The following is a 22,482-nucleotide window of genomic DNA, read 5'->3' as shown; positions in this document are numbered from 1 at the left end:
ATGGTCGAGATCCAATTGAAATCTGGTGCGGATTTCGAGGGGTTTCGGCAGGCTGTCCGATCGCTTCTGGAAAACGGCACGACGCCGGAAAACGTGGCGTGGGGCAACAGCGACGCTCGTGAAAGATTCAATGTCGCGCCCGAAAACTCGGCTACGCGAATCTCGCTTCCAGCCGATGTCGTGTCGTTGGCGAAGCTCGTCGTTTGCCACACCGATCCCGAACGCTACGGATTGCTTTACGATCTGATCTGGCGCGTGAAACACGGCGAGCGGCATCTTCTGGACGTCGCATGCGATCCGACCGTCCATCGGCTCGAGAGGATGCGAAAAGCGATCGCGCGCGATATCCATAAAATGCACGCGTTTGTGCGCTTTCAAAGCACGCCGAGCGACGATGGCGAACGTTTCGTCGCCTGGTTCGAGCCGCAGTTTTTCATCCTGCACGAAGCCTCATCGTTTTTTGTCTCCCGGTTTCCAAGCTTCGCGTGGTCGATCTTGACGCCGCTCGGCTCGCTGCATTGGAACCGACACCAACTGACCGCTGGCGGCCCAGCTTCAAAGTCCGACTTGAAAGCGCCGGAGGATGAGTTCGAGAAGGGATGGATCGAATATTATCGAAGCACGTTCAACCCGGCGCGCCTGAACACCAAGCTTATGCGCGCAGAAATGCCGAAGCGTTATTGGCAGAACTTGCCCGAAGCATCGGCAATGGGTGACATGATCCGCGCGGCCGCTCGCCGGGTCGACGACATGCTGGAGGCGCCGCCTTCGATATCGATAAAACGCTCCCCGGAACGCGCGTTGCTTCGCTCGACGGGCTCTCCTCCGCTTTCGCTAGAAGCCTTGAACGAGATCATCACCGCTTCCGACGCATTCGTTCCGGGCGGAACCAGAGCGGTCCTGGGCGAAGGTCCGCTGCGTCCGGATTTGGCGTTCATCGGCGAGCAGCCGGGCGATCAGGAAGACATTCAAGGCCGGCCGTTCGTCGGTCCGGCGGGCGCAATTTTTGACCGCGCGCTCGCAGCGTCAGGAATCTCGCGCGCCGAATGCTACATCACCAATGCCGTCAAGCATTTCAAATACGAGCAGCGCGGCAAACGCCGAATTCACCAGACGCCGACGCATGGCGAGATCAAGCATTATCGCTGGTGGCTGCAAGAAGAGCTGAAGATCGTGCAGCCGAAGCTTGTCGTCGCACTCGGTGCCAGTGCAGCCTTCGCGCTCGCGGGCCGCCCGGTGAAGGTTTCTGAATCGCGAGGCCTGACGAAGTTTGACACCGTGCCTGCCGTGCTCACCATCCACCCGTCGTATATTTTAAGGCTGCAAGATAAGGCTCAAGCAGAAACCGAATTTGCGAAGTTCGTCGCCGACCTCAATCTGGCGCGAGCATGTCTCGCCGAAGCCGCATGACTTATGTTCGCGGCACCTTCTTCGCCTCCGACAAGCGGGCGGCGCGAATATTATCGACGAGATTGGGATATTTCCGCCCGGCCTTCGCTGCACGTTGCTTCGCGGCAGCCTTTTGCGACGATGTGAGGCGTCGCGACTGTCCGGACTTCGCTTTCGGATTTTTCGTCTTCCAAACTGGAGCACGCCCACTCATTTGAGCGACACCTTGGCGACGTTTTCCTTGTAGTCCTCCTTCGGATCGGACCCGAGAAGGATTTTGATACCTGCTAGAAGGCTCGATGCATTGAGCCATATCTCAGCGTTGTCCGCGTCAAGTCGCAACAGCGCCAGTTTCGGATCGTCCTTGCCGCCTTCATACCAGGCCGCGATGAAGCTATTCCATAACGCGTCGATCACGCGGCGATCGTTGTCGACCCGCAATTGGCCGTGAACGGTGGCGAAAAGGTCATGCCCCTTCGATGCGAACGTCGCGACGGCCGCATTCGAGCGGCTCAGTTCGCGGACCAGCGTCGTTTCCGTCGATGAGAAAAACCAGATCGGCCCGCGATAGCCGTCTGCATGATCTCGCTCGGTCTGCGCGGTCAGCGGCCGCATGTGACTGTCGTCCTCGCCGACAAGACCGACCATCATCGTCATGTCTGACTTGAGGGCTTTCCAAAACTGCGCTTCGAGTTCTTTAGGGGTCGCCATCTATCGGTCCTCCATCGACGATGAAGAACGTGACCGTCCTGCTTAAGTTCCTTGCAGTGTCAGAGCGCCAGCGACAGCATCAGCATCCTCGCGAGCCAGAGCACGGGCCGATCAAATCAATTCGCCGGACGCGATAGCGCGGAATCCGCGAGATGATTTGGAGCAATTGCGAAGCGGTCACGATCGAAACCAACGCTGCTGATCTCGTTCAGGAATTTCTGCCGGAACGCGCGGCTGATCTCCTCATAACCCTGCGATGGCTGAACGAACGCGCCCTGCCCACCGATGACATGATCTTGAAACCAGCGGTCGAGCGTCGTTTCGATGCCAGGTCCGCGCGCCAACGGCCGCAAGCCGAAGCCCGGCGCGCGATACGCGCCCGCGCCGACCACATCGTTTTCTCCGTGCACGATGATCGGCAGACCATTGATCGTAACGCCACGCCGCAGCAGACGATCGCGCGCGTCCTCGATCGCTGTCGGATCGGCGCAGTTGTCGATGCCGTCGCCGGAAATATCCAAAATCGTGCGCGTCGCTTTGAATGGCAAATCGTCGAGCATGTCTTGTTCGATGGTGCGCATCATGCGCGCCATGCACGTATATTCGCCTTTGCGCTGCGTCTGCTGGCGGATGCGGCCTGCGAACGCCGCGGCGGTCTCGCTGCTGGAGATGATCTGCCAAGGGATCGTCGTTTCGACGCCGTCAGCCCAGACGACGAACTGAACGGCGATGCGCCCGTAAGGCCCGGAGGCAATCGTATCCGCAATGGCTTTGCTTTCGAGCGCTTCGGCCATTCCTTCGCTTTGCAGACGATACCGGTTTTCATCCACAGACTGCGAGACATCGACGGCAAGGATCAGCGCCGCATCGACCGGAATGAGTTCGCCGCTTGGAACGCCCTGCCCGCTGGCGCCCAGGCAAGCGAGCATCACGGCCGCGGCTCGGAGAGCCTTCGGCGCGAACGAGCGTGCCCGTTTCACAATATCTCTCGCAGGCATCGCGGTTCGCTGTCCATCTGAGCAATAAAATGGATTGAACGCATCATCGCTTGTCCAACCCGCATGCGAAAAAGGCAAGTCCGAAGACTTGCCTTCTGAGTGCATGCGTGGCTTTGGAGAGTTTAGTTCGATGCTGTCTTCTTCGGCAGCTTGAAGGTCCAGACCATTCCGCCCTGGTTCAAGTGCTGAATGGTTTTGGCAACTTCGCCGCCCCAGAGCGGAACCGCGCCGCCCCAACCCGAGATGACCGAGATCATCTGCTCGCCGTCCTGTTCCCAGGTGATCGGCGGTGCAACGATGCCCGAGCCCGTGTTGAAGTGCCAAAGCTCCTTGCCGGTCTTGTCGTCGACAATCTTCAGATCGCCTTCCGGCGTTCCATAGACGACGAGACCGCCGCCGGTTGTCAGAACGCCGCCCCACAGAGGAGCATTGTTGTTGATCTGCCAGACGATCTTGCCCGAAGCCGGATCGACGGCCTTCAACGAGCCGATATGATCTTCGAAGATCCGTTTGATCGTGAAGCCGGCACCGAGATACGCGGCGCCCTTCTTGTACGTCACCGGCTCGTTGTGAATGTCCATGCCCCACTCGTTGGCGGGAACATAGAACAGCTTCGTGTCCGGGCTGTACGCCATCGGCTGCTGGTTCTTGCCGCCGAGGAAGCTCGGCACGGCGAAGACCGACTTGCCCTGCTTGCCGTCCTTGGCATCCTTGGGATCGCCCGGACGGTTGTCCGCAACGAACTTCGGACGGCCGTTTTCATCGAGACCGCTCGCCCACGTGATCTTCTCGACGAACGGGAAGCCACGGATGAATTTGCCGTTCTCGCGGTTGAGCACATAGAAGAAGCCGTTGCGGTCCGCCGTCGCGACCGCCTTCGTGCCATCGAGATCGAACGACACGACTTCGTTCACGCCGTCGAAGTCCCAGCCGTCGTTCGGCGTCGTCTGGAAGCCCCATTTGATATTGCCGGTCTCGGGATCGATCGCAAGCCGCGAGCACGACCAGCGATTGTCGCCGGGGCGCATGTGGCTGTTCCACGGCGCAGGGTTGCCCGAACCGATGAAGATCGTGTTCGTCTCGGAGTCATAGGTTCCGCCGAGCCACGTCGCGCCGCCGCCCGTCTTCCAGAGATCGCCCTTCCAGGTTTCGTTCTTGTTGCCCGTCATGGTCGACTCGGCGCCGTTGAGCGTGCCCATGTGGCCTTCGATCGTCGGACGCGTCCAGACGAGTTCGCCGTTGTCCGCCTTGCGCGCATCGATGCGGCCGACGATGCCGAATTCACCGCCAGATACGCCCGTGACGACCAGAGGTCCGAACGCCTTCGAAGGAACGATCAACGGCGGCGCCGTATAGGAATAGCCGCCCTTGAAGTCGTCGATCTCTTTCGTCCAGACGACCTTGCCGGTCTTCTGGTTGAGCGCGACCAGCTTGGCGTCCAGCGTGCCGAAAATCACCTTGTCGCCGATGAGCGCAGCACCGCGATTGACGACGTCGCAGCATGGAAGAATTCCTTCCGGAAGCCGCGCATTGTATTCCCAGATTTCGTGACCGGTTTTGATATCGATCGCCCAGATGCGGCTGTACGAACCGGTAACGTACATGACGCCGTCTTTGACCAGCGGCTGCGATTCCTGACCGCGCATTTTTTCGCCGCCGAGCGACATCGCCCAGGCGGGAACCAGGTTCGAGACGTTGTCTTTATTGATTTGATTGAGCGGGCTGTAGCGTTGGCCCTGTCCGCCGAGACCGGAAGTCACGACGTCTTGTGTGGTCTTCGCATCGTTGACGATATCTTCGATCGAAACATCGGCGCGAGCGACTGTCGATATGCCCAACGACAGCGCGAAGGCGCTCGTCGTCGCCAACCATCTCCAGGTTTTCATTGCAGGTCCCTTTTGGGTTTGCGTTTCCAGGCCTTCTTCCCTGTACGGATTATTATTCCGCTTCAAATTCTGGGAAATTTGGGAAGAAAGCGGGGGCAAACTACCTCGGAGACGTGCGCTGATTAATTGGTAATTGGTCTATTCGCCTAAAGTGGCACCTTTGACAAATGTCATCCGCGTTCGTCGATTCTCGGCCAGCGCGCGGCCTCGAATTGCGGATAGAGATGCATCACCGAACGCTCGTACTCGTAGCGTGCGAGCGCGATGCTCTTGGTCCAATCGGGAAGCGGAAGAGTGATCGCTTCCGAGATATCGAGCCCGCGTTCGAACGCGTCGCCGATCATGTGCGATATCGTTTCAAGCCAGCGCGACGTTTGCTCGACTCCCCGCACACTGCTTTCGACCGGCCCATGCCCCGGCACGATCATTGCGCTCGGGATCGCCGAAAGGTTTGCCAGGCTCATCCGCCAGCGTTCGATATCGGCGTGCGGCGTCGTTGGAGCGCGATCCAGAAACACAAGATCGCCAGCGAACAAGATCCCTGTCTTTTCGTCGAAAAGAGCAAGATCCGACGGTGTGTGGCCGCGCATCAGCAGCGGCCGCAAGCGGCGGTTGCCGATGTCTTCCGGCGCGCCTTCGACGACCGCTTGCGGCAAAACAAGTTCCGTGCCGCGCATCCAGTCGCCGGCCGCGCGATACATGGAATCGGAAAATGCATTTCCGTATTCCTTCATGCCGTCGATCGTGCCCTTGGTCGCCGCGAGCTTCGCCGGATCGAAGGCCTGATTCCCGAACATATGATCGGGATGAAAATGCGTGAGATAAACGCGGGCGATGGGCTTGCCGGTCAGCTCCTTGGCGAGCGTCATCAGGGCTTCGCCAAACCGGCGCGACGGGCCGGTATCGATCAGGATCGCGCCTTCTGATGAGTCGAGAATTGCGACGTTGGCGATGGCGCCGCCGTTCCGCTCATTGATCGCTTCGTCAGAGCCGCGCGTGACCCACACGCCGTCGGTCAATTTCTTTGGCGTGAGTTCATAGCGATGAGGCTCTGCCCGGCCAGGCGGACAACAGCAGAACAGCGACAAGGCACTGCCACCGAGCAAAAGCGATTGACGACGAGTCAGCAGCGGCTTCATGGGGCGTTCAATGCCCCTTCGCGTTGGTCGCTTTGGCTTTGGCGCCAGGGCGCAAGCAAGCTGGCGCGGTAAATCTTACCGTTGTTGTCACGGCTATCGATATCGACACCCTTTCCGTCGCGGCCGAGATCGACCACGAGCGTGATCGTCGGGTTTTGGCTGACGGGCTCGTACATCGAGAGCCGCGCCAGCGTGACGCCCGCAGTCCCTTTCGCTTCGACCTTTTCGATATAATACGCGGGCGTGTTGTCCTGCCCGAGCCCCGTATCCATCGGATGACTGATCCGGAAACGCGCACGCACGCTGCCGTCTTTCTCCTGCCACAGACGCCCCTGCGTTTCGCCCAGCGTGTCGTACCAGGAAACGCCGCCATTCGCCTTCGGCGGCGCCGTGCAGCCTCCGCCCGCTGCATCCAGAAACATTCCGCCGACGTGCCAGACACCGTCCTCGGTCAACGCCGCCGCACGAACCGGCGTCGCCTGTTCGATCTTCATGCGGAACGCGACAAACGCTTTCGCCTGGATCGGCTCGAGTTCCAACGCAAGCTGGATCGGATTGAGATCGGCGAACACGATGAGCTTCTTGACGCCGTCGAGCATGCGCGCGTCCGCCGTGACTGGCACCTGCGCCTGGTTCTCGACGATAGGCGGCACGCCGACCTTTACGCGATCATCGAATACGACCTTGTCCTGCCCGAAGTACCGTTCGGACAGCGTCTCCCACATCGGAGAATTGAAGACATCTTTGGGAGGCTCGGCCCGCGCCGGCGATGCGGTCAGCAGCATCAACGATGCCAGCCGAATGATATGACGGGACGAAGTCCTCATATGTGAGCGTCGCTATTCAGTTCTGCTGGTTGGACACGCCGTCGTCGATCGGCGGCTCAATATACGTGACGCCGTAGGATCTGAAAATCTCGGCAAGCTTGCCGTTTGCCTTCAGCTTGTCGAGCGCGGCTTGCACCGCATATCCCAGATCGCGGCTGTTTTCCTTCCAGGCCATGCCGACGACCCATTGGTCGCGCACGATGCCATCCATCTTGGGCTCGGCGATACGCGGCTTGACGCCGATGTCGTGCAGCAAAGCCTCGATGCGCGCGCGCTGTCCCATGAGAGCAGCGATGTCCTTGCTCTTGAATTCCTTGGCTCCGTCTTCCGCGCGCACGTGATGGACGATGTTGTCGATCAACGCCCCATCGTCGTAGCGCATCAGGAAATAATCGGAGACGGTTCCGAGCTGCACGCCGATCTTGATTTTCTTGAAGATATCGAACGACGGATCGGAGCCGGTGCGATCACTGTCGATGGCGAGCGCGATACGCTCTTGAAAGTAGGGATTTCCGAGCACCGCTTCGGGGTTACGGGCGGCAAACTCGCGATCGATCGGCACGTGCATCATCAGATCGCCGACGCCGCCGCCGGTCAGAGGTCCCTTCCACACGTTGACCCGGAGATCATCGTCGCCCTTCTCGCCTGGCATGCGGAGAACGACTTCGGGCTTCACGCCGAGTTCACCCGCGACGGCTCCGGCAATATCGACATCGATACCCCGCGGCGTCCCGTTGTCGTCCCAGGAAAACGGTGCATTGTCGAGATACGCGATGACCCGGAGAATGCCGCTGCCGACGACCTCATCCAGAGGTCGTGCGGCAGCTCCTCCCGTCAGCATTCCGATCGCGAGTCCCAAAGCGCACGCCAATCGAATGGCTGACCGAAATGTGGAATTGGCAGGCATATGGCACTCTTACTCTTCGTGCTTGGACTCGAGAAAAGCGCGGATCGCCCACATGGCTTCCTGCGAAAACACGCCTTCGAACGCAGGCATGATTGTCGTGCCTTCGGAATTTTTCTTGCCGTGACGAATGCGCTCGAGGAACCATTCGTCGCCGGTCTTGCCTAACTCGAGGTAGCGCAAATCCGGCGCGATACCGCCGGAAATCGCCTCGAGTCCGTGGCAGCGGGCGCAGTTCTGGTTGTATCCGGAAGCCCCGATGGCGATGGCTTTCGGATCTCCGCGATACGGGTTCTCGCTGAGCCATTCTTTGCCGAGTTGCTTCAGCTCGGAGGCATCGATCGGTTGCGGCGTGACGTCGCCGTGAGCAAACGCGGTTTTGTCGGCGAGTGTCGCACCAGCCAATACGATGGCCGCAGCCATCGCTATACGTGATAGCGGCATGTTTGAGCTCCCAGGCTTTCCTACCAACATTTTTTGATTTTTTCTGCTTGATATACGTGGCGCAGGGGCCTCGACGAATTGCTCTTTAGTTCAGTGTGCTGAGCTTAGCTCTACGTTCTGGCGGTTTCGTCGGGGCAGCCAGTACGAACGTCGTATTGCAGGCGGGCGCGCATCCGAGATGGTGTGCGCACCCCGTTTCAGGAGAGGCTTGCGATTGACTTGCGTCTTCGGCGGCTGAGCAGGTACCGGCGACGAGAGGTCTAAGATGGGACGACGAGCCTTGCTGGCGTGCTGGTTCCTGAGCATGTCGATGCCCGTTGCGATCGCCGATGAGATCTACGTCACCAACGAGAAGGACAATTCGGTTTCCATCATCGATTCGCGGACGCTCAACGTCGTCCGCACGCTGAGCGTTGGCAAGCGGCCGCGAGGAATCACGTTTTCTCGCGATTTCAAGAAATTCTTCGTGTGCGCCAGCGATAGCAACTCGGTCCAGGTCTACGATGCGGCGACCGACACGATGCTTCACGATCTGCCGTCGGGCGCCGACCCTGAGCAGTTCGCGCTCTCGCACGACGGCCGGCTTCTTTATGTCGCGAATGAAGATAATGCCGTCACGACCGTCGTCGACGTCGGAACGCGGCAGGTTGTGAAACAGATTGACGTCGGCGTCGAGCCCGAAGGCATGGCCGTTTCGCCCGACGACAAAATCGCCGTCACGACCTCAGAGACGACCAACATGGTCCACCTGATCGACACGTCGAGCTTCGAGGTGGTCTCGAATATCCTGGTGGATCAGCGCCCGCGATACGCTCAGTTCACGCCGGACGGCGCCAAGCTCTGGGTATCATCGGAAGTCGGTGGCAGCATATCGATCATCGACGTCGCCAAGCGGGAGGTCGAAAAGAAGATCACGTTCGCCATTCCCGGCGTGGCGCGCGATACCATCCAGCCCGTTGGCATTCGCATGACACGCGATGCGAAGACCGCGTTCATAGCCCTCGGTCCGGCAAACCGCGTCGCAGTCGTCGACGTCGAAACGGCGAAGGTGAAATCCTATGTGCTCGTCGGCCAGCGCGTCTGGCACCTCGAGCTGTCGCCGAAAGAAGATATGCTGTACACGACGAACGGCGTCTCGAACGACGTCACCGTCGTCGATACGGCAAGCTTGCGCCCAATCAAGTCCATCAAGGTCGGCCGCTATCCCTGGGGCATCGCGATCCGCGCCATGCCCGAGCACACCGCCGGCAGCGTCCCGCTCGAAGGCAAGACGCAGACAGAAACGCGCTGAAACAATGCGGAAGTTCGTGGCCTTCGTGCTCGCATGGTCCATGGCGAGCGTCTCGATGTGCTTTGCCGATGAAGCGGTGTTCGACACCGAAACAGGTTATCGCATCGCACGCTATCGCACGCCGACACCGGAAAGCGTGCCCGGTGGCACGCGCATCATGGCCGCCGATGTCGCCGGACTCATCAAAGCCAATGCAATTCTCATCGATGTCATGCCATCGGAAGGCGGCCGAGCGAATCCAAAAACCGGGCAATGGTATCTGCCGAAATCCCACCGCAATATCGCCGGCTCTACCTGGCTCGCCGACGTCGGCCAAGGTGTTCTGACCTCCGACCAATCGAAGTACTTTTCAGACAATCTCGCGAGGCTGACGCAAGGCGACCGGTCTCGCGCCATCATTTTTTACTGCAAGGCCGATTGCTGGATGTCGTGGAACGCCGTTCGTCGCGCTGCGGCCTTGGGCTACCAGAATATTTACTGGCTGAGCGAAGGCACAGACGGTTGGACCGACTGGGGCGGCACTCTCATCGACGCCAAGCCTGAACCTTTTCACCCGCTGCCCGCGGCATCATCCGATGCGAGTGCGAAGCACTAGAGCGCCAAACCCTTCGGCGACAGCCTGATTGCCTCGCATCTCACGCGATGTCAGCTGCCCAGCCGCTTACGGATCACCGCCGCAGCCGCAATACCGATCAGCATCATCGGCACAAACACCAGCGTACTGGTGGCAGCAAGCCCGAGCGATGTAATCGCAGGACCTGGACAGAAGCCGAAAAGTCCCCAGCCCAATCCGAAGATTGCCGACCCGATGACAAGCGGCCCATCGATCGAACTCTGGCCCGGCAACTGAAAGCTCTGCTCGAGAAGCGGCTTCGGCCGACGCAGTACGAGCCGAAAGCCCATCGCCGTTACCGCGATCGCGCCGAGCATCACGAAGGCCAGGCTCGGATCCCAGCTCCCTGTGACATCGAGAAAATTCAAAACCTTCGCGGGATTTGCCATCCCCGAAATCACGAGTCCAAGACCGAAGATGAGCCCCGCAGCAAGGTTGAGGAGGATGCTCATGCGCCACCTCCGACGATATGGCGGCTGACGAACACCGTCAGCGCCGCGACGGCCATGAATACGATCGTCGCCACCAGCGAGCGCTTCGAGAGACGCGACAGTCCGCAAACGCCGTGACCACTCGTGCAGCCGCCGCCGAAAGCCGCGCCGAACCCGACCAGAAGCCCGGCAACGGCCGCGAGCGGAAGATTCTCGGACACCGACTGTACGACAGCGCTTCCCGTGGCGGCGGTCCAAACAAACGGAGCGGCGATAAGACCGACGATAAACGCCAGGGCAAGCTCCGGCTTGCTGTCGCTCGACGGCACGATCAGCCGCCGTATGATGCCGCTGACGCCTGCGATGCGCCCACTGGAATACAGCAGCAGAACCGCCGACACGCCGATCAGCGCGCCACCCACAGCCGATGCCAAAGGCGTAAATTCAGTTTCGATCGCCAACTTCGATGTCCCTCGCGCTCTTTCAAATCACAACCCCCGCGAGGAATATCAGGGAAGTGGTGAGCGCTCCATGCGACGCATCAAAACCACCGCGCAGCCAGGCACGCCCTGATACGTTGGCCGGCGCCGCACACGTATATCTACGTAACACTTCACGTGGATTCCCGGCGTCGCTCCTGAGCATGCATGGGCGCCACGTCGGCGCGCGCATCGTGGTCCGCATCCGTATCGCCGTGACCTAGCTAGATGGACGCAAAGCCAGGCCTCGATGCCAAACGAGGATAAAACAATATATTTCAATAATATATGCCGAAAAGATGCGAGCGGACCGGAGCATTGTTTTCCCCAATTTCCACCGCAAGGCCGAACATCCGAATTCGACGGCAAGGAACGGAGTGCGTACGCACGTCATCGGCTCTTATTTTGTATAGTCCGAACCACACTGAAAGCGGCAATGATGCTGATCGCTCCGCCAATGCAAAAGACCAGAGCAAATCCCATCAACAATGGCCCGGCACAACTCACCGACGCTGCCCGCTGGTCGGCCGTGAAAGCGCGCGATGCGTCCTTCGACGGTAAGTTCTACTATTCCGTGCTCACAACGGGCGTCTATTGCCGGCCCTCGTGTTCCGCCCGGCTTGCAAGACGAGAGAACGTGGCGTTCCACGCATCATGCGCCGAAGCTGAGCGCGCGGGGTTTCGTCCCTGCAAGCGCTGCAAACCGAACGAGTCATCTCTTCGCGACCAGTATGCCGCGAAAATTCTCGACGCATGCCGCCGGATCGAACAATCCGATGAACCACCGAAGCTGGATGAACTCGCGCAAGCGACCGGCCTCAGCACGTATCATTTCCATCGCGTATTCAAAGCCATCGTCGGCCTTACGCCAAAAGCCTACGCGGTCGCCCACCGGCAAAAACGCGTGCGCGAAAACCTTGCAAGGAGTAGTTCCGTGACGGATGCCATCTATGCGTCAGGCTTCAACTCGAGCGGACGCTTCTACGAAAATTCAGCGGACTTCCTGGGCATGACGCCGACAGACTTCCGCGTTGGAGGAAGCAACGCGGAAATGCGCTTTGCCGTCGGCGAATGCTCTCTGGGTTCAATCCTCGTCGCCGCCAGCAGCAAGGGCGTCACAGCGATCTTTCTCGGCGATGATCCCGATACGCTCGTCCGAAATCTGCAGGATCGCTTTCCCAAAGCAAACCTGATCGGCGGCGACAGCAGCTTCGAGGCCATCGTCGCAGCGGCCGTCAGCGCCGTCGAAACCCCGGATCAAGGCTTCAATCTGCCCCTCGACGTTCGCGGGACGGCTTTCCAGCATCGCGTCTGGCAGGCGCTGCGTGAAGTTCCGTCTGGAACGACCACCACCTACACCGAGATCGCCGAACGCCTCGGCATGCCGAAAGCTGTGCGCGCCGTGGCCAACGCCTGCGGCGCGAACAAGATCGCCGTGGTGATCCCGTGTCACCGCGTCGTGCGCAACGATGGCTCGTTGTCCGGCTATCGATGGGGCGTAGAACGCAAACGCGCGCTGCTCAAGCGCGAGTCAAAGTCATAAAAAGCGCAGAGCGGCGGATCAGCACTTGCTCAAGTCTCGAGCCTGTCCTCAGTACGCAGATCAAAATCGCTGGCGTCGTGACGCTCACGAAGCTGGCCTGCAGGATCTCCGAACGTGCGGTTGACCATCTTGCCGCGTTTCACCGCCGGACGGTCGGCGATCGCATTCGCCCAGCGCATGAGGTGAACATAGGACGGCCCGTCGAGGAATTCAGCGACGCCATAAACCTCGTTGAGCACGATGCCGCCATACCAAGGCCAGATCGCCATATCGGCAATCGAATACTCATCGCCTGCCATGAATTCATGCAACGCAAGATGACGATCGAGCACGTCCAGTTGCCGCTTCGCCTCCATCGCGAATCTATTGATCGCGTATTCGATTTTAACAGGCGCGTAGGCGTAGAAATGACCGAAGCCGCCGCCGAGAAAAGGTGCGCTTCCCATCTGCCAGAATAGCCAGTTCAGCGCTTGCGTGCGTTTGTCCGGATCGCTCGGCAGGAATGCGCCGAACTTCTCCGCCAGATAAAGCAGAATGGACCCGGATTCGAAAACACGTCTCGGTGGGCTGACGCTGTGATCGACGAGCGCCGGTATCTTCGAATTGGGATTGATCTCGACGAAGCCGCTTCCGAACTGATCCCCGCCGGTAATGCGGATCAGCCATGCATCGTACTCGGCACCGGTAAAACCGCGCGCGAGTAGTTCCTCGAGCATCACCGTCACTTTGATGCCGTTCGGCGTCGCCAAGGAGTAAAGCTGCAACGGATGCTTTCCAACCGGCAGCGCCTTCTCGTGCGTCGCCCCGGCGACCGGCCGATTGATGCTGGCGAACGTCCCGCCGCTCGCTTCCTCCCATCGCCAGACCTTGGGCGGCGAATAGCTCGATGAATCGCTCATTTCGATGCCTTTTGCTCGTCTATCGGCCGCGCGTTTCGCCCGCCGCACGCGAGTGATTCAATCACAATCGCAAACCGCGCAATAGTTGCTGACGTACGGGACGGGTCGACGCATCGGCCGCTAGCGCGCCGCAGAACCCGATAGCAGAAACGCCCTAATTGACGCTGCCAGCACGTCCGGCGCAATCACGCCAATCGACATATGGGATCGATCTGGAAGTTCAAGGACCTGAACGTCGCGAAGCTCGCGCTGGATTCGCTCGATACTCGCACGCCGAAAGGGCGTGGCCGCACTTTGCTCGAAATCACGCACCTTGCGCGCGAGATCCGTGCCGCTCGCATCCTCTGGAAAGAATGACGAGCCGTAAATTGCGAGCGCCGGTGCTCGGACCTTCGCATAGTCCCGCTGCCACGTCCCAAGCGTCTGATGAAGCGCCGCGAATACCTCGATCGTCGGAACCGGGTCCACGCGCCCATCCGCATCGATGCGCACGGCATCGCGGAGAAACGCTTCGAGAGCCGGAGTCCATTGCACATCACGGCCGATCCAGGCGGCGCGATACCAGGCCTTCAGCGCGTCGAACGAAGCGAGCGTCTCTGGCTTCGGACTATTCACCGCGAGCATTTCGGTGAAGGCCTTGAAGAACGCCGGATCGGACCAGTCATAGCCGCCTTCGAGATAGACGATCTTCTCGACTCGGTCCGGATAACGGCCCGCGAATTCCGTCACCTCGTTGCCGCCCATCGACCAACCGAGAAAGTTGGCTCGCTCGATTTTCAGGTTGTCAAGCAGATGCACCAGATCCCCGACGAGGGCGTTGGAATCATATGGCCCGACGGGCGCTTCGGATTGCCCGTGCCCGCGCCGCGCGTAGGCGACGACATGAAACCGGTCGCGCAACAGCGGCGCAAGCTCATCGAAAATATGCGGACTATTGGCGATGCCGTGGATCAAAATCAGCGGCGGACCATCGCTGCCCCAATCCAGATAGTTCAGCCGCACGCCATCGCCCTCAACGAACCCCGAGCGATGCGGCGATGCATCCGCATCCTGAGCTTGTGCCTGTTCGTGCGTGGCGCCGCCTTGAGCCTTGCCGTCCATATTTCCAATCCCGAACAGAACAACAGCGATGAGACCGCCGAACAGAAGCTTAAACTTTGAAATAAAGCCCATCATGCTCCGCAGCCGAAGTCGCGCTCCCGAAAGTATCGCTCGTCCGACGATCATCAGATGGCAACCCTGAACGAATGCTCAACACTCGGTTCTGCGACCGTTTTTGTTTGCGATCGGACAATTTTCTCGCCTCCGGATGAGCTATGTTGCACATCCGATTCCACCGCATGAGAATGAGCCTATGCTTTCTGACGATGTTTACCGCGACCGCCTGGAAAAGACGCTCGTCGAGCTTGAATCCTGGGCAAACGAAACGCGCGCCAGTGCCGATATCGCCATCATCGCTTCGGACAAATATTGGCGGATGGCCGTCTTGCCGTTCCTGCCCAGCGCCTGCCCGTTCGAGCTCCTGATCAAAGCCGATCAGACGTTCGATCTCGTGCTCAATGGCGAAGTTTATGAAAGCCGTCCGGTCGAACGCTTCGACTTGTTTCCCAAACTCGCGGCGGCCATCGCGGCTGGTCACGTTGAGCGCATCGAGACGCGAAATTCGCAGACCGGAATCCTGATCGACGTTGCAACGCGCGTCGAACTCTCCTCCGGCTGGGACTGGACCGGAAGCCGCAGAGTGCTGCAACGCTTCGTCCGTCCGCTCGAAGCGCACGAGGAACGCGAGACCCATCGCTTCCTGTCTTACAAGCGCTAGGCAGCCGTCAGCCGGCCGAGCCGCTTCACCGCAACGATGTCTCCCGACGCTTTCTTGGTGCGTTGCGCCGCTTCATGAAGCGGTTCCATTGCGACCTGCATATGGTGCGCGTTGGCGTGAACCATCAGCACGCTGTCGATCATGATGCCGACGTGGCCCTTCCAAAAAACAAGATCGCCTCGCGTCAGCCCGTCGAGATCGTCATCGACCGGAACGCTTTCGCCGAGTTCCGCTTGCTGCATGTCGGTATCGCGCGGCGCGACGATGCCCGCTGCAAGCAACGACGTTTGAACGAGGCCCGAGCAATCGAGCCCGATGTGCGTCCGTCCACCCCAGAGATAAGGCGTACCGACATACCGTTCCGCGATCTCGACGAAATCACGAGCATTCCGGTCGAGAGACACCGCGTGCCGCGCGTAGACGTAAGCGCCGCCTTCGAGTTCCAGAAACCGCTCGTCCCCGGCGCTGACCGTCAGCAATGCGTTCATTGCGAGATAAAGCAGCGGCGGCGATTTGATGTCCGGCGCGCCATAGACGAACGTCCCGAGACTATGAATCTTATGCGTCGCGCGCGCCGTGCCTCGCCGCAATGCATCCGCCGGCACATACCCGACGTATCCATCACGAACGAGCTGCACCCACGCCCATCCGCTTGCCTCGTCGAAAATCGTAAGCTGCTCGCCGAACAGCGCCTCGGTCTCGAATCCATGAGCGGGGTCTGGCAGCTTCCTGAGAGGCACGGAGCTTCGCGCGACAACAGCCGGTTCGCCCGCAACATAGCGATCGGCTTTGACGGCGCCCTCCAACGCTTTCGCCGCGAGATCGCTGCGAAAAGCGTTCCGTCTCGGATCGAGAGCGCCGGACGCGAGCTTCGAGACCTTGGCCGTCACGACGCCAACTCCCGCTTGAGATACTCCATCACCGCGCGCGCCGTTTGCGGCTCTCCGCCTTTGGGTCCGAGCGGCCGCGCCGCCGGTCGCCAGCCGTAGAGATCGAAATGGGCGAAACGGCGAGCCTTGCCGACAAAGCGCTTGAGAAACAGCGCCGCCGTAATGGCTCCGGCAAACGGCGACTCCCAGACGTTGTTCATGTCGGCGATGTCGCTGTCGAGGTGGCGGCGATAACCGCTCCAGAGCGGCATCCGCCACAGCGGATCGCCGATCGATGCCGCAAGCGGCGGCAGAGCATGTCCTAGTTGTTCGTCATCGGTGAAGAACGCCGGGAGATCTGGTCCGAGCGCACTGCGCGCCGCGCCGGTCAGCGTCGCGAACACGAAAATGCTGTCCGGCTCGTCGCTGTCGGCGAGCGCCAAAGCATCGGCAAGAACGAGACGGCCTTCCGCATCCGTATTGCCGATCTCGACGCTCAGACCCGCGCGGCTCTTCAGGATATCGCCGGGACGGAACGCATCTCCGCTGATCGAATTCTCAGCCGTCGGAATAAGCACGCGCAGCCGGCACTTCAGCCCCTGGCCCATGATCATGTGCGCAAGTGCGAGCGCCGTCGCCGCGCCGCCCATGTCCTTTTTCATCAGCAGCATCGCGCTTGCGGGCTTGATGTCGAGACCGCCGGTGTCGAACGTGATGCCTTTACCGACGAGCGTGATCTTCGGCGCGTTTGCCGGTCCCCAGGTCAGATCGATCAGGCGCGGCGAACGCGGACTAGCCCGGCCCACGGCATGAATCATGGGGAAATTCTGCGCCAGCAAATCGTCGCCGGTCACGACCGAAACGACCGCGCCGTGACGGGCTGCAAGCTCACGCGCCGCCGCTTCGATGTCGGCAGGCCCCATGTCGGAAGCCGGTGTATTGATGAGATCGCGCCCGAACCAAACCGCCTCGGCGGTGTTGATCACCGGCACCGAACTGGAACCGGCAACGCGCAGCTTCGCACGCTCGCTCGCTTTGTCTTTCTTCCGGTAGCGCGAAAACGAATATCCCCCGAGCGCCCACGCCAGTTCGGCAAGACCGCTTGTCCCGCCGTCAGAGGCCAGACGATACGTCCCGGCGGGAAGATTGGCCGCCAGCAATCCGGTGAGCAATTCGGAAGGTCCGCTCGGCTCGCCCTGCTGCCCATCTCCAAGACCGAGGACAACAGAACCGATGCCCCCACCGGCGTCGGGCAACAGCAGATGCCGTTTCGCCGCGCCCGAAAATTTCTGCGCCGCAAGCCACGCCTTTTGCTGATCGCTGAAACCGCCAACCGGGCCGGGCTCGGCCGACGACGCGAAATAGATCGGTATGTCGGTGGCCTCAGCTGCACCCGTTGCGAAAACCTCTTTTGCCGACCAGGCTGTTGTCTCGACCATCATTCCTCTCGCAAGCACGTCACGTTCATAAGCATCCACCAGAGTCCGCTCGCTGCCGCAAGCCAGCCCGACCCAGAGTTGCATCAGCTATAACTTACAGAGAGTGAAACTTAAGCGTTTATTGACGCCTGACCCAGAAACTAACCGTCATGCAGATTCGCCGGAATTGGACCGCGAACACCGGCAGACGGAGACAGAAATGACGCGCACCGAGCGCCCCCGCCCCACCTCAGTCGAAGCATCCGCCTGCAAACGCATTGGCGTGGTCGCCGCTCTGTCCGCATCGCTGCTACTCGGCGCCTGCTCCGCTTCACCGAGCCTGCTGCAAGACGTCGCTCTCAAGTCGGATAAGACGGAAAGCACGGACGGCCCTGCGGCAGCTCCCCAGACGGAGCTTCAGAAAGCGACCGTCTATTGGGGCAAAGAGTTCGCGAAAAAGCCGACGGAGCTGCAGCCCGCGATCAATTACGCGAAAAACCTGAAGGCGCTCGGCGAAAAGCAAAAAGCGCTTGCCGTGCTTCAGCAGGCGAGCGTGTTCCATGCCAACGATCCGCAACTGACGGGCGAGTACGGCCGCCTGGCGCTGGAACTCAACCAGATCAACATGGCGGGCCAGCTGCTCGCCGCAGCAGACGATCCGACGAAGCCGGACTGGCGCGTCGTCTCGGCGCGCGGAACGGTTCTGGCCAAGCAGGGCAAATACGCCGAAGCGATTCCCTTCTACGAACGCGCACTCGCCCTTTCGCCCGACAATCCCGGCGTCATGAACAACCTGGCGATGGCCAACGCGATGATGGGCAATCCCAAGAAAGCCGAGCAGATCCTGCGCCAGGCAGCCGCCGCTCCGACCGCGGCACCGAAGGTCCGCGAGAACCTCGCACTCGTCCTCGGCCTTCAGGGCCGCTACGACGAATCCAAATCGGTTGCATCGAGTGTGATCGATTCCGACGCAGCCACGTCCAACGCCAATTATCTGAAGCAGCTCGTCAAGCTCGAGCCGAAGACCGAAATGCCCGATGCATCGAGCTTCATGGCGCAAACCTCCGTCGAGCCGGTGACGGTGCCTCAGGCAAGCCGCCCGACGAGCATCGCAGCCAACACGGCACCGATGTCGGAAGCTCAGAGCAACTGGCAGCCGGCAAGCGCAACGACGACGTCATCGCTTCGCGGCATGACCCACTGACATCCGTCCAAGGCCACGCCGCAAAGCGCCGCCTTAGCTTTTCATCGATAGAACTGGTTCAGAAACAATAACGCCCCGGTCTTTGCCGACCGGGGCGTTCTATTTTATCCAAACCGTTAGCCGCAGAGCTTATTTCGGCATCTGCATGTAGCCGATGCCCGCCGGGCCAAGAATGACGATAAACAGAACTGGCAGGAAGAACACGATCATCGGCACCGTCAACTTCGGCGGCAGCGCGGACGCTTTACGTTCTGCTTCCGACTGACGGATTTCGCGATTCTCCTTGGCCATCGTGCGCAACGCCTGTCCGACGGGCGTACCATAGCGTTCGGCTTGCACCAGCGCCGTCGCCACGCCTTTGACACCCGGAAGACCCGTGCGCTTGGCAAGATTTTCATACGCCTGCCTGCGGTCTTGCAGATACGAAAGCTCCGCCGTCGTCAGCGCCATTTCTTCGGCAAGCTCGATCGACTGATTGGCGATCTCCTTGCCGACCTTTGCGAACGCCGCCTCGACCGACATGCCCGACTGCACGCAAATCAGCAGCATGTCGAGCGCATCGGGAAACGCCTGCTTGATCGACGTCTGCCGCTTTTGCACGCGATTGGAGATGAAAACGTTCGGAAGATAGAAGCCGAGAAAACCCGCGCCGAGCGCGATGCCGACATTCACGATCGGTGCATGGCCCGTGTCATAGAGAACGAAAACGTAAAACAGTGCCAGAAAGAAAATGATGATCGGAGCCGCAACCCGGAAAAACAGGAACGTCACGATGTTCGCTTGCCCGCGAAGCCCGGCGCGCTTCAGATTTTCACGGATTTCGTCGTTATCGAAGCGCTCGCGCAACTTCAGTTCATCGACGATGCGCTGCATGAACCCCTTGGCCGTCGGACGCAGTTTGTTCGACGGACGATCCTTGGAACTCATTTCCGCAAGGCGTGCCGAGCGCATCTTGCCGCGCTCCACCGCCATCTCCTTCATGCGGCGGTTCATCTGATCCCGTTGCAGCATCGGCAGTGCGATCGACAGCACGGTCGCAAAAACGCAAACCGCGGCGAGCATCGTCGCCACGAAATGCGGGTTCATCATCGTCTCGATGAAAGCTGTCATTGAATCACCGCCGGCCCACGCGCCGAATGAAGGTTCAGCCTAGAATTTGAAGTTGATCATCTTCTTCATGACGAGCACGCCGATCGTCATCCAGGTCGCGCCGAGCGCCATCATGAAACGGCCCGGCGTCGTCGTGAAAAGGGGCATCATGTAGCCGGGCGACGACATGTAGACCATGAACATCACGCCCGGCGGCAATGAAGCGAGCACCATCGCTGAGGCTTTCGCTTCCGCCGACAAAGCCTTCACCTTCAGCGCCAGCATTTGCCGGTCTCGCAACACGCCCGAAAGATTGCTGAGCGCTTCCGAGAGGTTGCCGCCCGCCTGCTGCTGGATCGCGATGACGATCGTCAAAAAGCGCACTTCCGCCAGCGGCATCCGGTCGTACATGCGGTCCAGCGCATCGGCGAGCGGAACACCCAGCCGCTGCTGTTCCATGACGCTGCGGAATTCGCCGGCAAGTGGCTCCGGGCTTTCGCGCGCGATCACCTGCAAGCATTCATTCAGCGGAAGCCCCGATTTCACGCCGCGCACGACGACGTCGATGGCATTCGCGAGATGAGATGTAAACTTGGCCTGCCGGCGCTTCGTCAACTTGGCGACCACCCACCTCGGAATTCCGAACGCGCCGACGAACAGCGCGACGACAGTCGCCGCAATCGGCAGGTTCAGAAAATTGAAGCACAATCCGCCGAGCACGATGCCGGCGATCGCACTGCCGATATAGAAGTCGCGCGGCGTCCATTTTACCCCGGCGCGCTCCAGGCGCAGGCCCATGGTGATTTTCTTCTTGGCGTTCTGCCGGTCTTCCATTTCCTTCAAAGTATCCGCAACGGACTTCTTGCGGCTGCTTTGAATTTCGGAAAGAGCCCCGCCGACCTTGCGGCTGCGGCCCACCACGCTCTCCAGACGTTTATCCTTCTCCCGATCGCCGGAGAAATACGGATATGCCAGCGCGTAAATGCCGCCGGCGAACGCCAGCGCCGCGAGCAAAGGAACAATAACCCTCAACAGCTCATGACTATCCATGGCGATCACCCGAACCTCCGAGATCGTCGTCGACTTCGGCGGCGGCCAGCGCCAGCGCCAGCCGTTCCGTCTCGCCGTAGTATTCGGCACGGTCCCAGAAACGCGGGCGCGCGATGCCGGTCGAGCGATGTCGACCAGTGAGCTTTCCGTGCGCGTCCTCGCCGGTGATCTCGTACACGAGCAGGTTCTGCAGCGTGATCGTCTCTTCTTCCATGCCGAGAACTTCGGTGATGTGCGTGATCTTGCGCGAACCGTCACGCAGACGCGACGCCTGCACGATCACGTCGATCGATCCGCAGATCATTTCGCGAATGGTTTTGATCGGCAGCGCATAGCCGCCCTGCATGATCATGGATTCGAGACGGCTCAACGCTTCGCGCGGACTGTTGGCATGCAGCGTTCCCATCGATCCGTCGTGGCCCGTATTCATCGCCTGAAGAAGATCGAACGCTTCAGGTCCACGAACTTCGCCGACGATGATCCGCTCCGGACGCATACGCAGACAGTTCTTGATCAGATCGCGCATCCGGATTTCGCCCTCGCCTTCGATGTTCGGCGGGCGCGTCTCGAGACGCACGACATGCGGCTGCTGCAGCTGAAGTTCAGCCGAGTCTTCGCACGTAATGATACGCTCGTCGTTGTCGATCGAGCCGGTCAGACAATTGAGCAGCGTCGTCTTACCGGAACCCGTGCCGCCCGAGATGACGACGTTGCAGCGGACTCGTCCGATGACCTCGAGGATCGTCTTTGCTTCCGGCGTGATCGAGCCGAACTTCACCAGCTGCTCGAGCTTGAGCCGGTCCTTCTTGAACTTTCGGATTGTGAGCGCCGGCCCATCGATCGCAAGCGGCGGCGCGATGACGTTGACGCGAGAGCCGTCGGGAAGTCGCGCGTCGCAGATCGGGCTCGACTCGTCCACCCGGCGGCCGACCTGGCTGACGATGCGCTGGCAGATATTCATCAGCTGCTGGTTATCGGCGAAGCGAACGCTGGTCTTCTGCACCTTGCCCGCGACTTCGATGAACGTCGTCGAAGCGCCGTTGACCATGATGTCGGCGATGTCGTCGCGCGCTAGCAGCGGCTCCAGCGGTCCGTAGCCCAGGACGTCGTTGCAGATGTCTTCGAGGAGCTCTTCCTGCTCCGCGATCGACATGACGACGTTTTTGACCTGAATGATCTCGCTGACAATGTCGCGAATTTCTTCGCGCGCCGCGACCGCATCGAGCTTGGCAAGCTGCGTCAGATCGATGGTATCGATCAGTGCGTTGAAGACGGTCGTTTTGACGTCGTAGTATTCTTCCGAATGCCTACGGTGCACTTCGGCGGGCGGCTCCGGACGCGGCTGCGCTGCCGGCGCCGGCTGACGCGCTTGCGGCGGCGCCTTGATCTCGGGCGGGGCAACAGGTTGCGCCACCGGCACGACCTGCGGATCGCTCCTTTTCGTGGACGCCGGATCGTTTGAACGCCTACCGAACATAG

At 60.3% G+C, this 22,482-nt stretch carries 23 protein-coding genes; 6 read left to right on the top strand and 17 right to left on the bottom strand.

Going from position 1 to position 22,482, the window contains the following annotated elements; all coding sequences use genetic code 11:
* Positions 1-1,410, top strand: coding sequence for a UdgX family uracil-DNA binding protein (locus HDEN_RS01665; RefSeq protein WP_013214388.1), 1,410 nt, complete (start codon positions 1-3; stop codon positions 1,408-1,410).
* A 1-nt stretch (position 1,411) separates the two neighbouring features.
* On the opposite strand, the gene HDEN_RS01660 is transcribed toward HDEN_RS01665, so the two are convergent.
* The 8 genes from HDEN_RS01660 to pedF form a co-directional block, all read right to left on the bottom strand.
* Positions 1,412-1,603, bottom strand: coding sequence for a hypothetical protein (locus HDEN_RS01660; RefSeq protein ID WP_013214387.1), 192 nt, complete (start codon positions 1,601-1,603; stop codon positions 1,412-1,414).
* A complete protein-coding gene (locus tag HDEN_RS01655) occupies positions 1,600-2,100 on the bottom strand; it encodes a pyridoxamine 5'-phosphate oxidase family protein (protein WP_013214386.1) in 501 nt (166 codons plus the stop codon). Before HDEN_RS01655 ends, HDEN_RS01660 begins: the two co-directional genes overlap by 4 nt.
* A gap of 116 nt (positions 2,101-2,216) precedes the next feature.
* On the bottom strand, positions 2,217-3,080 hold the full coding sequence (locus HDEN_RS01650) for a DUF1194 domain-containing protein (protein ID WP_150103169.1): 864 nt from the start codon (positions 3,078-3,080) through the stop codon (positions 2,217-2,219).
* Positions 3,081-3,220: 140 nt separating this feature from the next.
* On the bottom strand, positions 3,221-4,984 hold the full coding sequence (locus tag HDEN_RS01645; RefSeq protein WP_013214384.1) for a PQQ-dependent methanol/ethanol family dehydrogenase: 1,764 nt from the start codon (positions 4,982-4,984) through the stop codon (positions 3,221-3,223).
* Between the two features lie 170 nt (positions 4,985-5,154).
* Positions 5,155-6,123 (bottom strand): quinoprotein relay system zinc metallohydrolase 1, encoded by a 969-nt coding sequence (locus tag HDEN_RS01640; RefSeq protein WP_013214383.1) that lies wholly within the window; start codon positions 6,121-6,123, stop codon positions 5,155-5,157.
* Positions 6,120-6,950 (bottom strand): quinoprotein dehydrogenase-associated SoxYZ-like carrier, encoded by an 831-nt coding sequence (locus HDEN_RS01635; protein WP_041921492.1) that lies wholly within the window; start codon positions 6,948-6,950, stop codon positions 6,120-6,122. Before HDEN_RS01635 ends, HDEN_RS01640 begins: the two co-directional genes overlap by 4 nt.
* 16 nt (positions 6,951-6,966) lie before the next feature.
* On the bottom strand, positions 6,967-7,791 hold the full coding sequence (locus HDEN_RS01630) for a substrate-binding periplasmic protein (RefSeq protein ID WP_245256694.1): 825 nt from the start codon (positions 7,789-7,791) through the stop codon (positions 6,967-6,969).
* Positions 7,792-7,866: 75 nt separating this feature from the next.
* Positions 7,867-8,298 (bottom strand): cytochrome c-550 PedF, encoded by a 432-nt coding sequence (gene pedF / locus HDEN_RS01625; RefSeq protein WP_013214380.1) that lies wholly within the window; start codon positions 8,296-8,298, stop codon positions 7,867-7,869.
* A 265-nt stretch (positions 8,299-8,563) separates the two neighbouring features.
* On the opposite strand from pedF, the gene HDEN_RS01620 reads away from it, so the two are divergent.
* Positions 8,564-9,589 carry a PQQ-dependent catabolism-associated beta-propeller protein gene (locus tag HDEN_RS01620; protein ID WP_013214379.1) on the top strand — a complete coding sequence of 342 codons (1,026 nt, stop codon included), beginning with the start codon at positions 8,564-8,566 and terminating at the stop codon, positions 9,587-9,589.
* A 4-nt stretch (positions 9,590-9,593) separates the two neighbouring features.
* The gene (locus HDEN_RS01615) at positions 9,594-10,184 is read left to right on the top strand and encodes a rhodanese-like domain-containing protein (protein WP_041921489.1); all 591 of its coding nucleotides are present in this window, start codon (positions 9,594-9,596) and stop codon (positions 10,182-10,184) included.
* 50 nt (positions 10,185-10,234) lie between these two features.
* Here HDEN_RS01615 and HDEN_RS01610 read toward each other — a convergent pair whose 3' ends face one another.
* Both HDEN_RS01610 and HDEN_RS01605 read right to left on the bottom strand, forming a co-directional pair.
* Positions 10,235-10,654, bottom strand: a complete 420-nt coding sequence (locus HDEN_RS01610) for a DUF6691 family protein (protein WP_013214377.1) — start codon at positions 10,652-10,654, stop codon at positions 10,235-10,237.
* Positions 10,651-11,094 (bottom strand): YeeE/YedE family protein, encoded by a 444-nt coding sequence (locus HDEN_RS01605; protein ID WP_013214376.1) that lies wholly within the window; start codon positions 11,092-11,094, stop codon positions 10,651-10,653. Before HDEN_RS01605 ends, HDEN_RS01610 begins: the two co-directional genes overlap by 4 nt.
* A gap of 475 nt (positions 11,095-11,569) precedes the next feature.
* Here HDEN_RS01605 and ada point away from each other — a divergent pair, with 475 nt between their 5' ends.
* Positions 11,570-12,655, top strand: coding sequence for a bifunctional DNA-binding transcriptional regulator/O6-methylguanine-DNA methyltransferase Ada (ada, locus tag HDEN_RS01600; RefSeq protein WP_049775364.1), 1,086 nt, complete (start codon positions 11,570-11,572; stop codon positions 12,653-12,655).
* 29 nt (positions 12,656-12,684) lie between these two features.
* Here ada and yghU read toward each other — a convergent pair whose 3' ends face one another.
* Together yghU and HDEN_RS17645 are read right to left on the bottom strand one after the other, a co-directional pair.
* Positions 12,685-13,554, bottom strand: a complete 870-nt coding sequence (yghU, locus tag HDEN_RS01595) for a glutathione-dependent disulfide-bond oxidoreductase (protein WP_013214374.1) — start codon at positions 13,552-13,554, stop codon at positions 12,685-12,687.
* 120 nt (positions 13,555-13,674) lie between these two features.
* Entirely contained in the window at positions 13,675-14,781 is a 1,107-nt protein-coding gene (locus HDEN_RS17645) for an alpha/beta fold hydrolase (protein ID WP_081446209.1), read from the bottom strand.
* A 127-nt stretch (positions 14,782-14,908) separates the two neighbouring features.
* Between HDEN_RS17645 and HDEN_RS01585 the strand changes: the two genes are divergently transcribed.
* Positions 14,909-15,373, top strand: coding sequence for a hypothetical protein (locus tag HDEN_RS01585; RefSeq protein WP_013214372.1), 465 nt, complete (start codon positions 14,909-14,911; stop codon positions 15,371-15,373).
* On the opposite strand, the gene HDEN_RS01580 is transcribed toward HDEN_RS01585, so the two are convergent.
* Together HDEN_RS01580 and HDEN_RS01575 are read right to left on the bottom strand one after the other, a co-directional pair.
* Positions 15,370-16,263 carry a C40 family peptidase gene (locus tag HDEN_RS01580; protein WP_013214371.1) on the bottom strand — a complete coding sequence of 298 codons (894 nt, stop codon included), beginning with the start codon at positions 16,261-16,263 and terminating at the stop codon, positions 15,370-15,372. The genes HDEN_RS01585 and HDEN_RS01580 overlap by 4 nt on opposite strands.
* Entirely contained in the window at positions 16,260-17,681 is a 1,422-nt protein-coding gene (locus HDEN_RS01575) for a leucyl aminopeptidase family protein (RefSeq protein ID WP_013214370.1), read from the bottom strand. Before HDEN_RS01575 ends, HDEN_RS01580 begins: the two co-directional genes overlap by 4 nt.
* Before the next feature lie 199 nt (positions 17,682-17,880).
* On the opposite strand from HDEN_RS01575, the gene HDEN_RS01570 reads away from it, so the two are divergent.
* The gene (locus HDEN_RS01570; RefSeq protein WP_013214369.1) at positions 17,881-18,864 is read left to right on the top strand and encodes a tetratricopeptide repeat protein; all 984 of its coding nucleotides are present in this window, start codon (positions 17,881-17,883) and stop codon (positions 18,862-18,864) included.
* A 129-nt stretch (positions 18,865-18,993) separates the two neighbouring features.
* On the opposite strand, the gene HDEN_RS01565 is transcribed toward HDEN_RS01570, so the two are convergent.
* From HDEN_RS01565 to HDEN_RS01555, 3 genes are read right to left on the bottom strand one after another with little or no spacing between them, the layout of a single operon-like run.
* Positions 18,994-19,974 carry a type II secretion system F family protein gene (locus HDEN_RS01565; protein WP_013214368.1) on the bottom strand — a complete coding sequence of 327 codons (981 nt, stop codon included), beginning with the start codon at positions 19,972-19,974 and terminating at the stop codon, positions 18,994-18,996.
* 39 nt (positions 19,975-20,013) lie between these two features.
* Positions 20,014-21,003, bottom strand: a complete 990-nt coding sequence (locus HDEN_RS01560) for a type II secretion system F family protein (protein WP_041921487.1) — start codon at positions 21,001-21,003, stop codon at positions 20,014-20,016.
* The gene (locus HDEN_RS01555; RefSeq protein WP_013214366.1) at positions 20,996-22,480 is read right to left on the bottom strand and encodes a TadA family conjugal transfer-associated ATPase; all 1,485 of its coding nucleotides are present in this window, start codon (positions 22,478-22,480) and stop codon (positions 20,996-20,998) included. The genes HDEN_RS01560 and HDEN_RS01555 overlap by 8 nt, the downstream gene beginning before the upstream one ends.
* Positions 22,481-22,482: the final 2 nt, after the last annotated feature.

It is taken from the genome of Hyphomicrobium denitrificans ATCC 51888 (assembly GCF_000143145.1).
Lineage (GTDB): Bacteria > Pseudomonadota > Alphaproteobacteria > Rhizobiales > Hyphomicrobiaceae > Hyphomicrobium_B > Hyphomicrobium_B denitrificans.
Note: the sequence above shows the minus strand (reverse complement) of the source record. Positions and strands in the feature narration are given on the sequence as shown.

Bases quoted from the DNA above. Each gene is read 5' to 3' on its own strand.
- HDEN_RS01665 (WP_013214388.1), top strand. From the start codon at position 1: ATGGTCGAGATCCAATTGAAATCTGGTGCGGATTTCGAGGGGTTTCGG.
- HDEN_RS01660 (WP_013214387.1), bottom strand. From the start codon at position 1,603: ATGAGTGGGCGTGCTCCAGTTTGGAAGACGAAAAATCCGAAAGCGAAG.
- HDEN_RS01655 (WP_013214386.1), bottom strand. From the start codon at position 2,100: ATGGCGACCCCTAAAGAACTCGAAGCGCAGTTTTGGAAAGCCCTCAAG.
- HDEN_RS01645 (WP_013214384.1), bottom strand. From the start codon at position 4,984: ATGAAAACCTGGAGATGGTTGGCGACGACGAGCGCCTTCGCGCTGTCG.
- HDEN_RS01640 (WP_013214383.1), bottom strand. From the start codon at position 6,123: ATGAAGCCGCTGCTGACTCGTCGTCAATCGCTTTTGCTCGGTGGCAGT.
- HDEN_RS01635 (WP_041921492.1), bottom strand. From the start codon at position 6,950: ATGAGGACTTCGTCCCGTCATATCATTCGGCTGGCATCGTTGATGCTG.
- HDEN_RS01630 (WP_245256694.1), bottom strand. From the start codon at position 7,791: ATGCTGACGGGAGGAGCTGCCGCACGACCTCTGGATGAGGTCGTCGGC.
- pedF (WP_013214380.1), bottom strand. From the start codon at position 8,298: ATGCCGCTATCACGTATAGCGATGGCTGCGGCCATCGTATTGGCTGGT.
- HDEN_RS01620 (WP_013214379.1), top strand. From the start codon at position 8,564: ATGGGACGACGAGCCTTGCTGGCGTGCTGGTTCCTGAGCATGTCGATG.
- HDEN_RS01615 (WP_041921489.1), top strand. From the start codon at position 9,594: ATGCGGAAGTTCGTGGCCTTCGTGCTCGCATGGTCCATGGCGAGCGTC.
- HDEN_RS01610 (WP_013214377.1), bottom strand. From the start codon at position 10,654: ATGAGCATCCTCCTCAACCTTGCTGCGGGGCTCATCTTCGGTCTTGGA.
- ada (WP_049775364.1), top strand. From the start codon at position 11,570: ATGCAAAAGACCAGAGCAAATCCCATCAACAATGGCCCGGCACAACTC.
- yghU (WP_013214374.1), bottom strand. From the start codon at position 13,554: ATGAGCGATTCATCGAGCTATTCGCCGCCCAAGGTCTGGCGATGGGAG.
- HDEN_RS17645 (WP_081446209.1), bottom strand. From the start codon at position 14,781: ATGATCGTCGGACGAGCGATACTTTCGGGAGCGCGACTTCGGCTGCGG.
- HDEN_RS01585 (WP_013214372.1), top strand. From the start codon at position 14,909: ATGCTTTCTGACGATGTTTACCGCGACCGCCTGGAAAAGACGCTCGTC.
- HDEN_RS01575 (WP_013214370.1), bottom strand. From the start codon at position 17,681: ATGGTCGAGACAACAGCCTGGTCGGCAAAAGAGGTTTTCGCAACGGGT.
- HDEN_RS01570 (WP_013214369.1), top strand. From the start codon at position 17,881: ATGACGCGCACCGAGCGCCCCCGCCCCACCTCAGTCGAAGCATCCGCC.
- HDEN_RS01565 (WP_013214368.1), bottom strand. From the start codon at position 19,974: ATGACAGCTTTCATCGAGACGATGATGAACCCGCATTTCGTGGCGACG.
- HDEN_RS01560 (WP_041921487.1), bottom strand. From the start codon at position 21,003: ATGGATAGTCATGAGCTGTTGAGGGTTATTGTTCCTTTGCTCGCGGCG.
- HDEN_RS01555 (WP_013214366.1), bottom strand. From the start codon at position 22,480: ATGTTCGGTAGGCGTTCAAACGATCCGGCGTCCACGAAAAGGAGCGAT.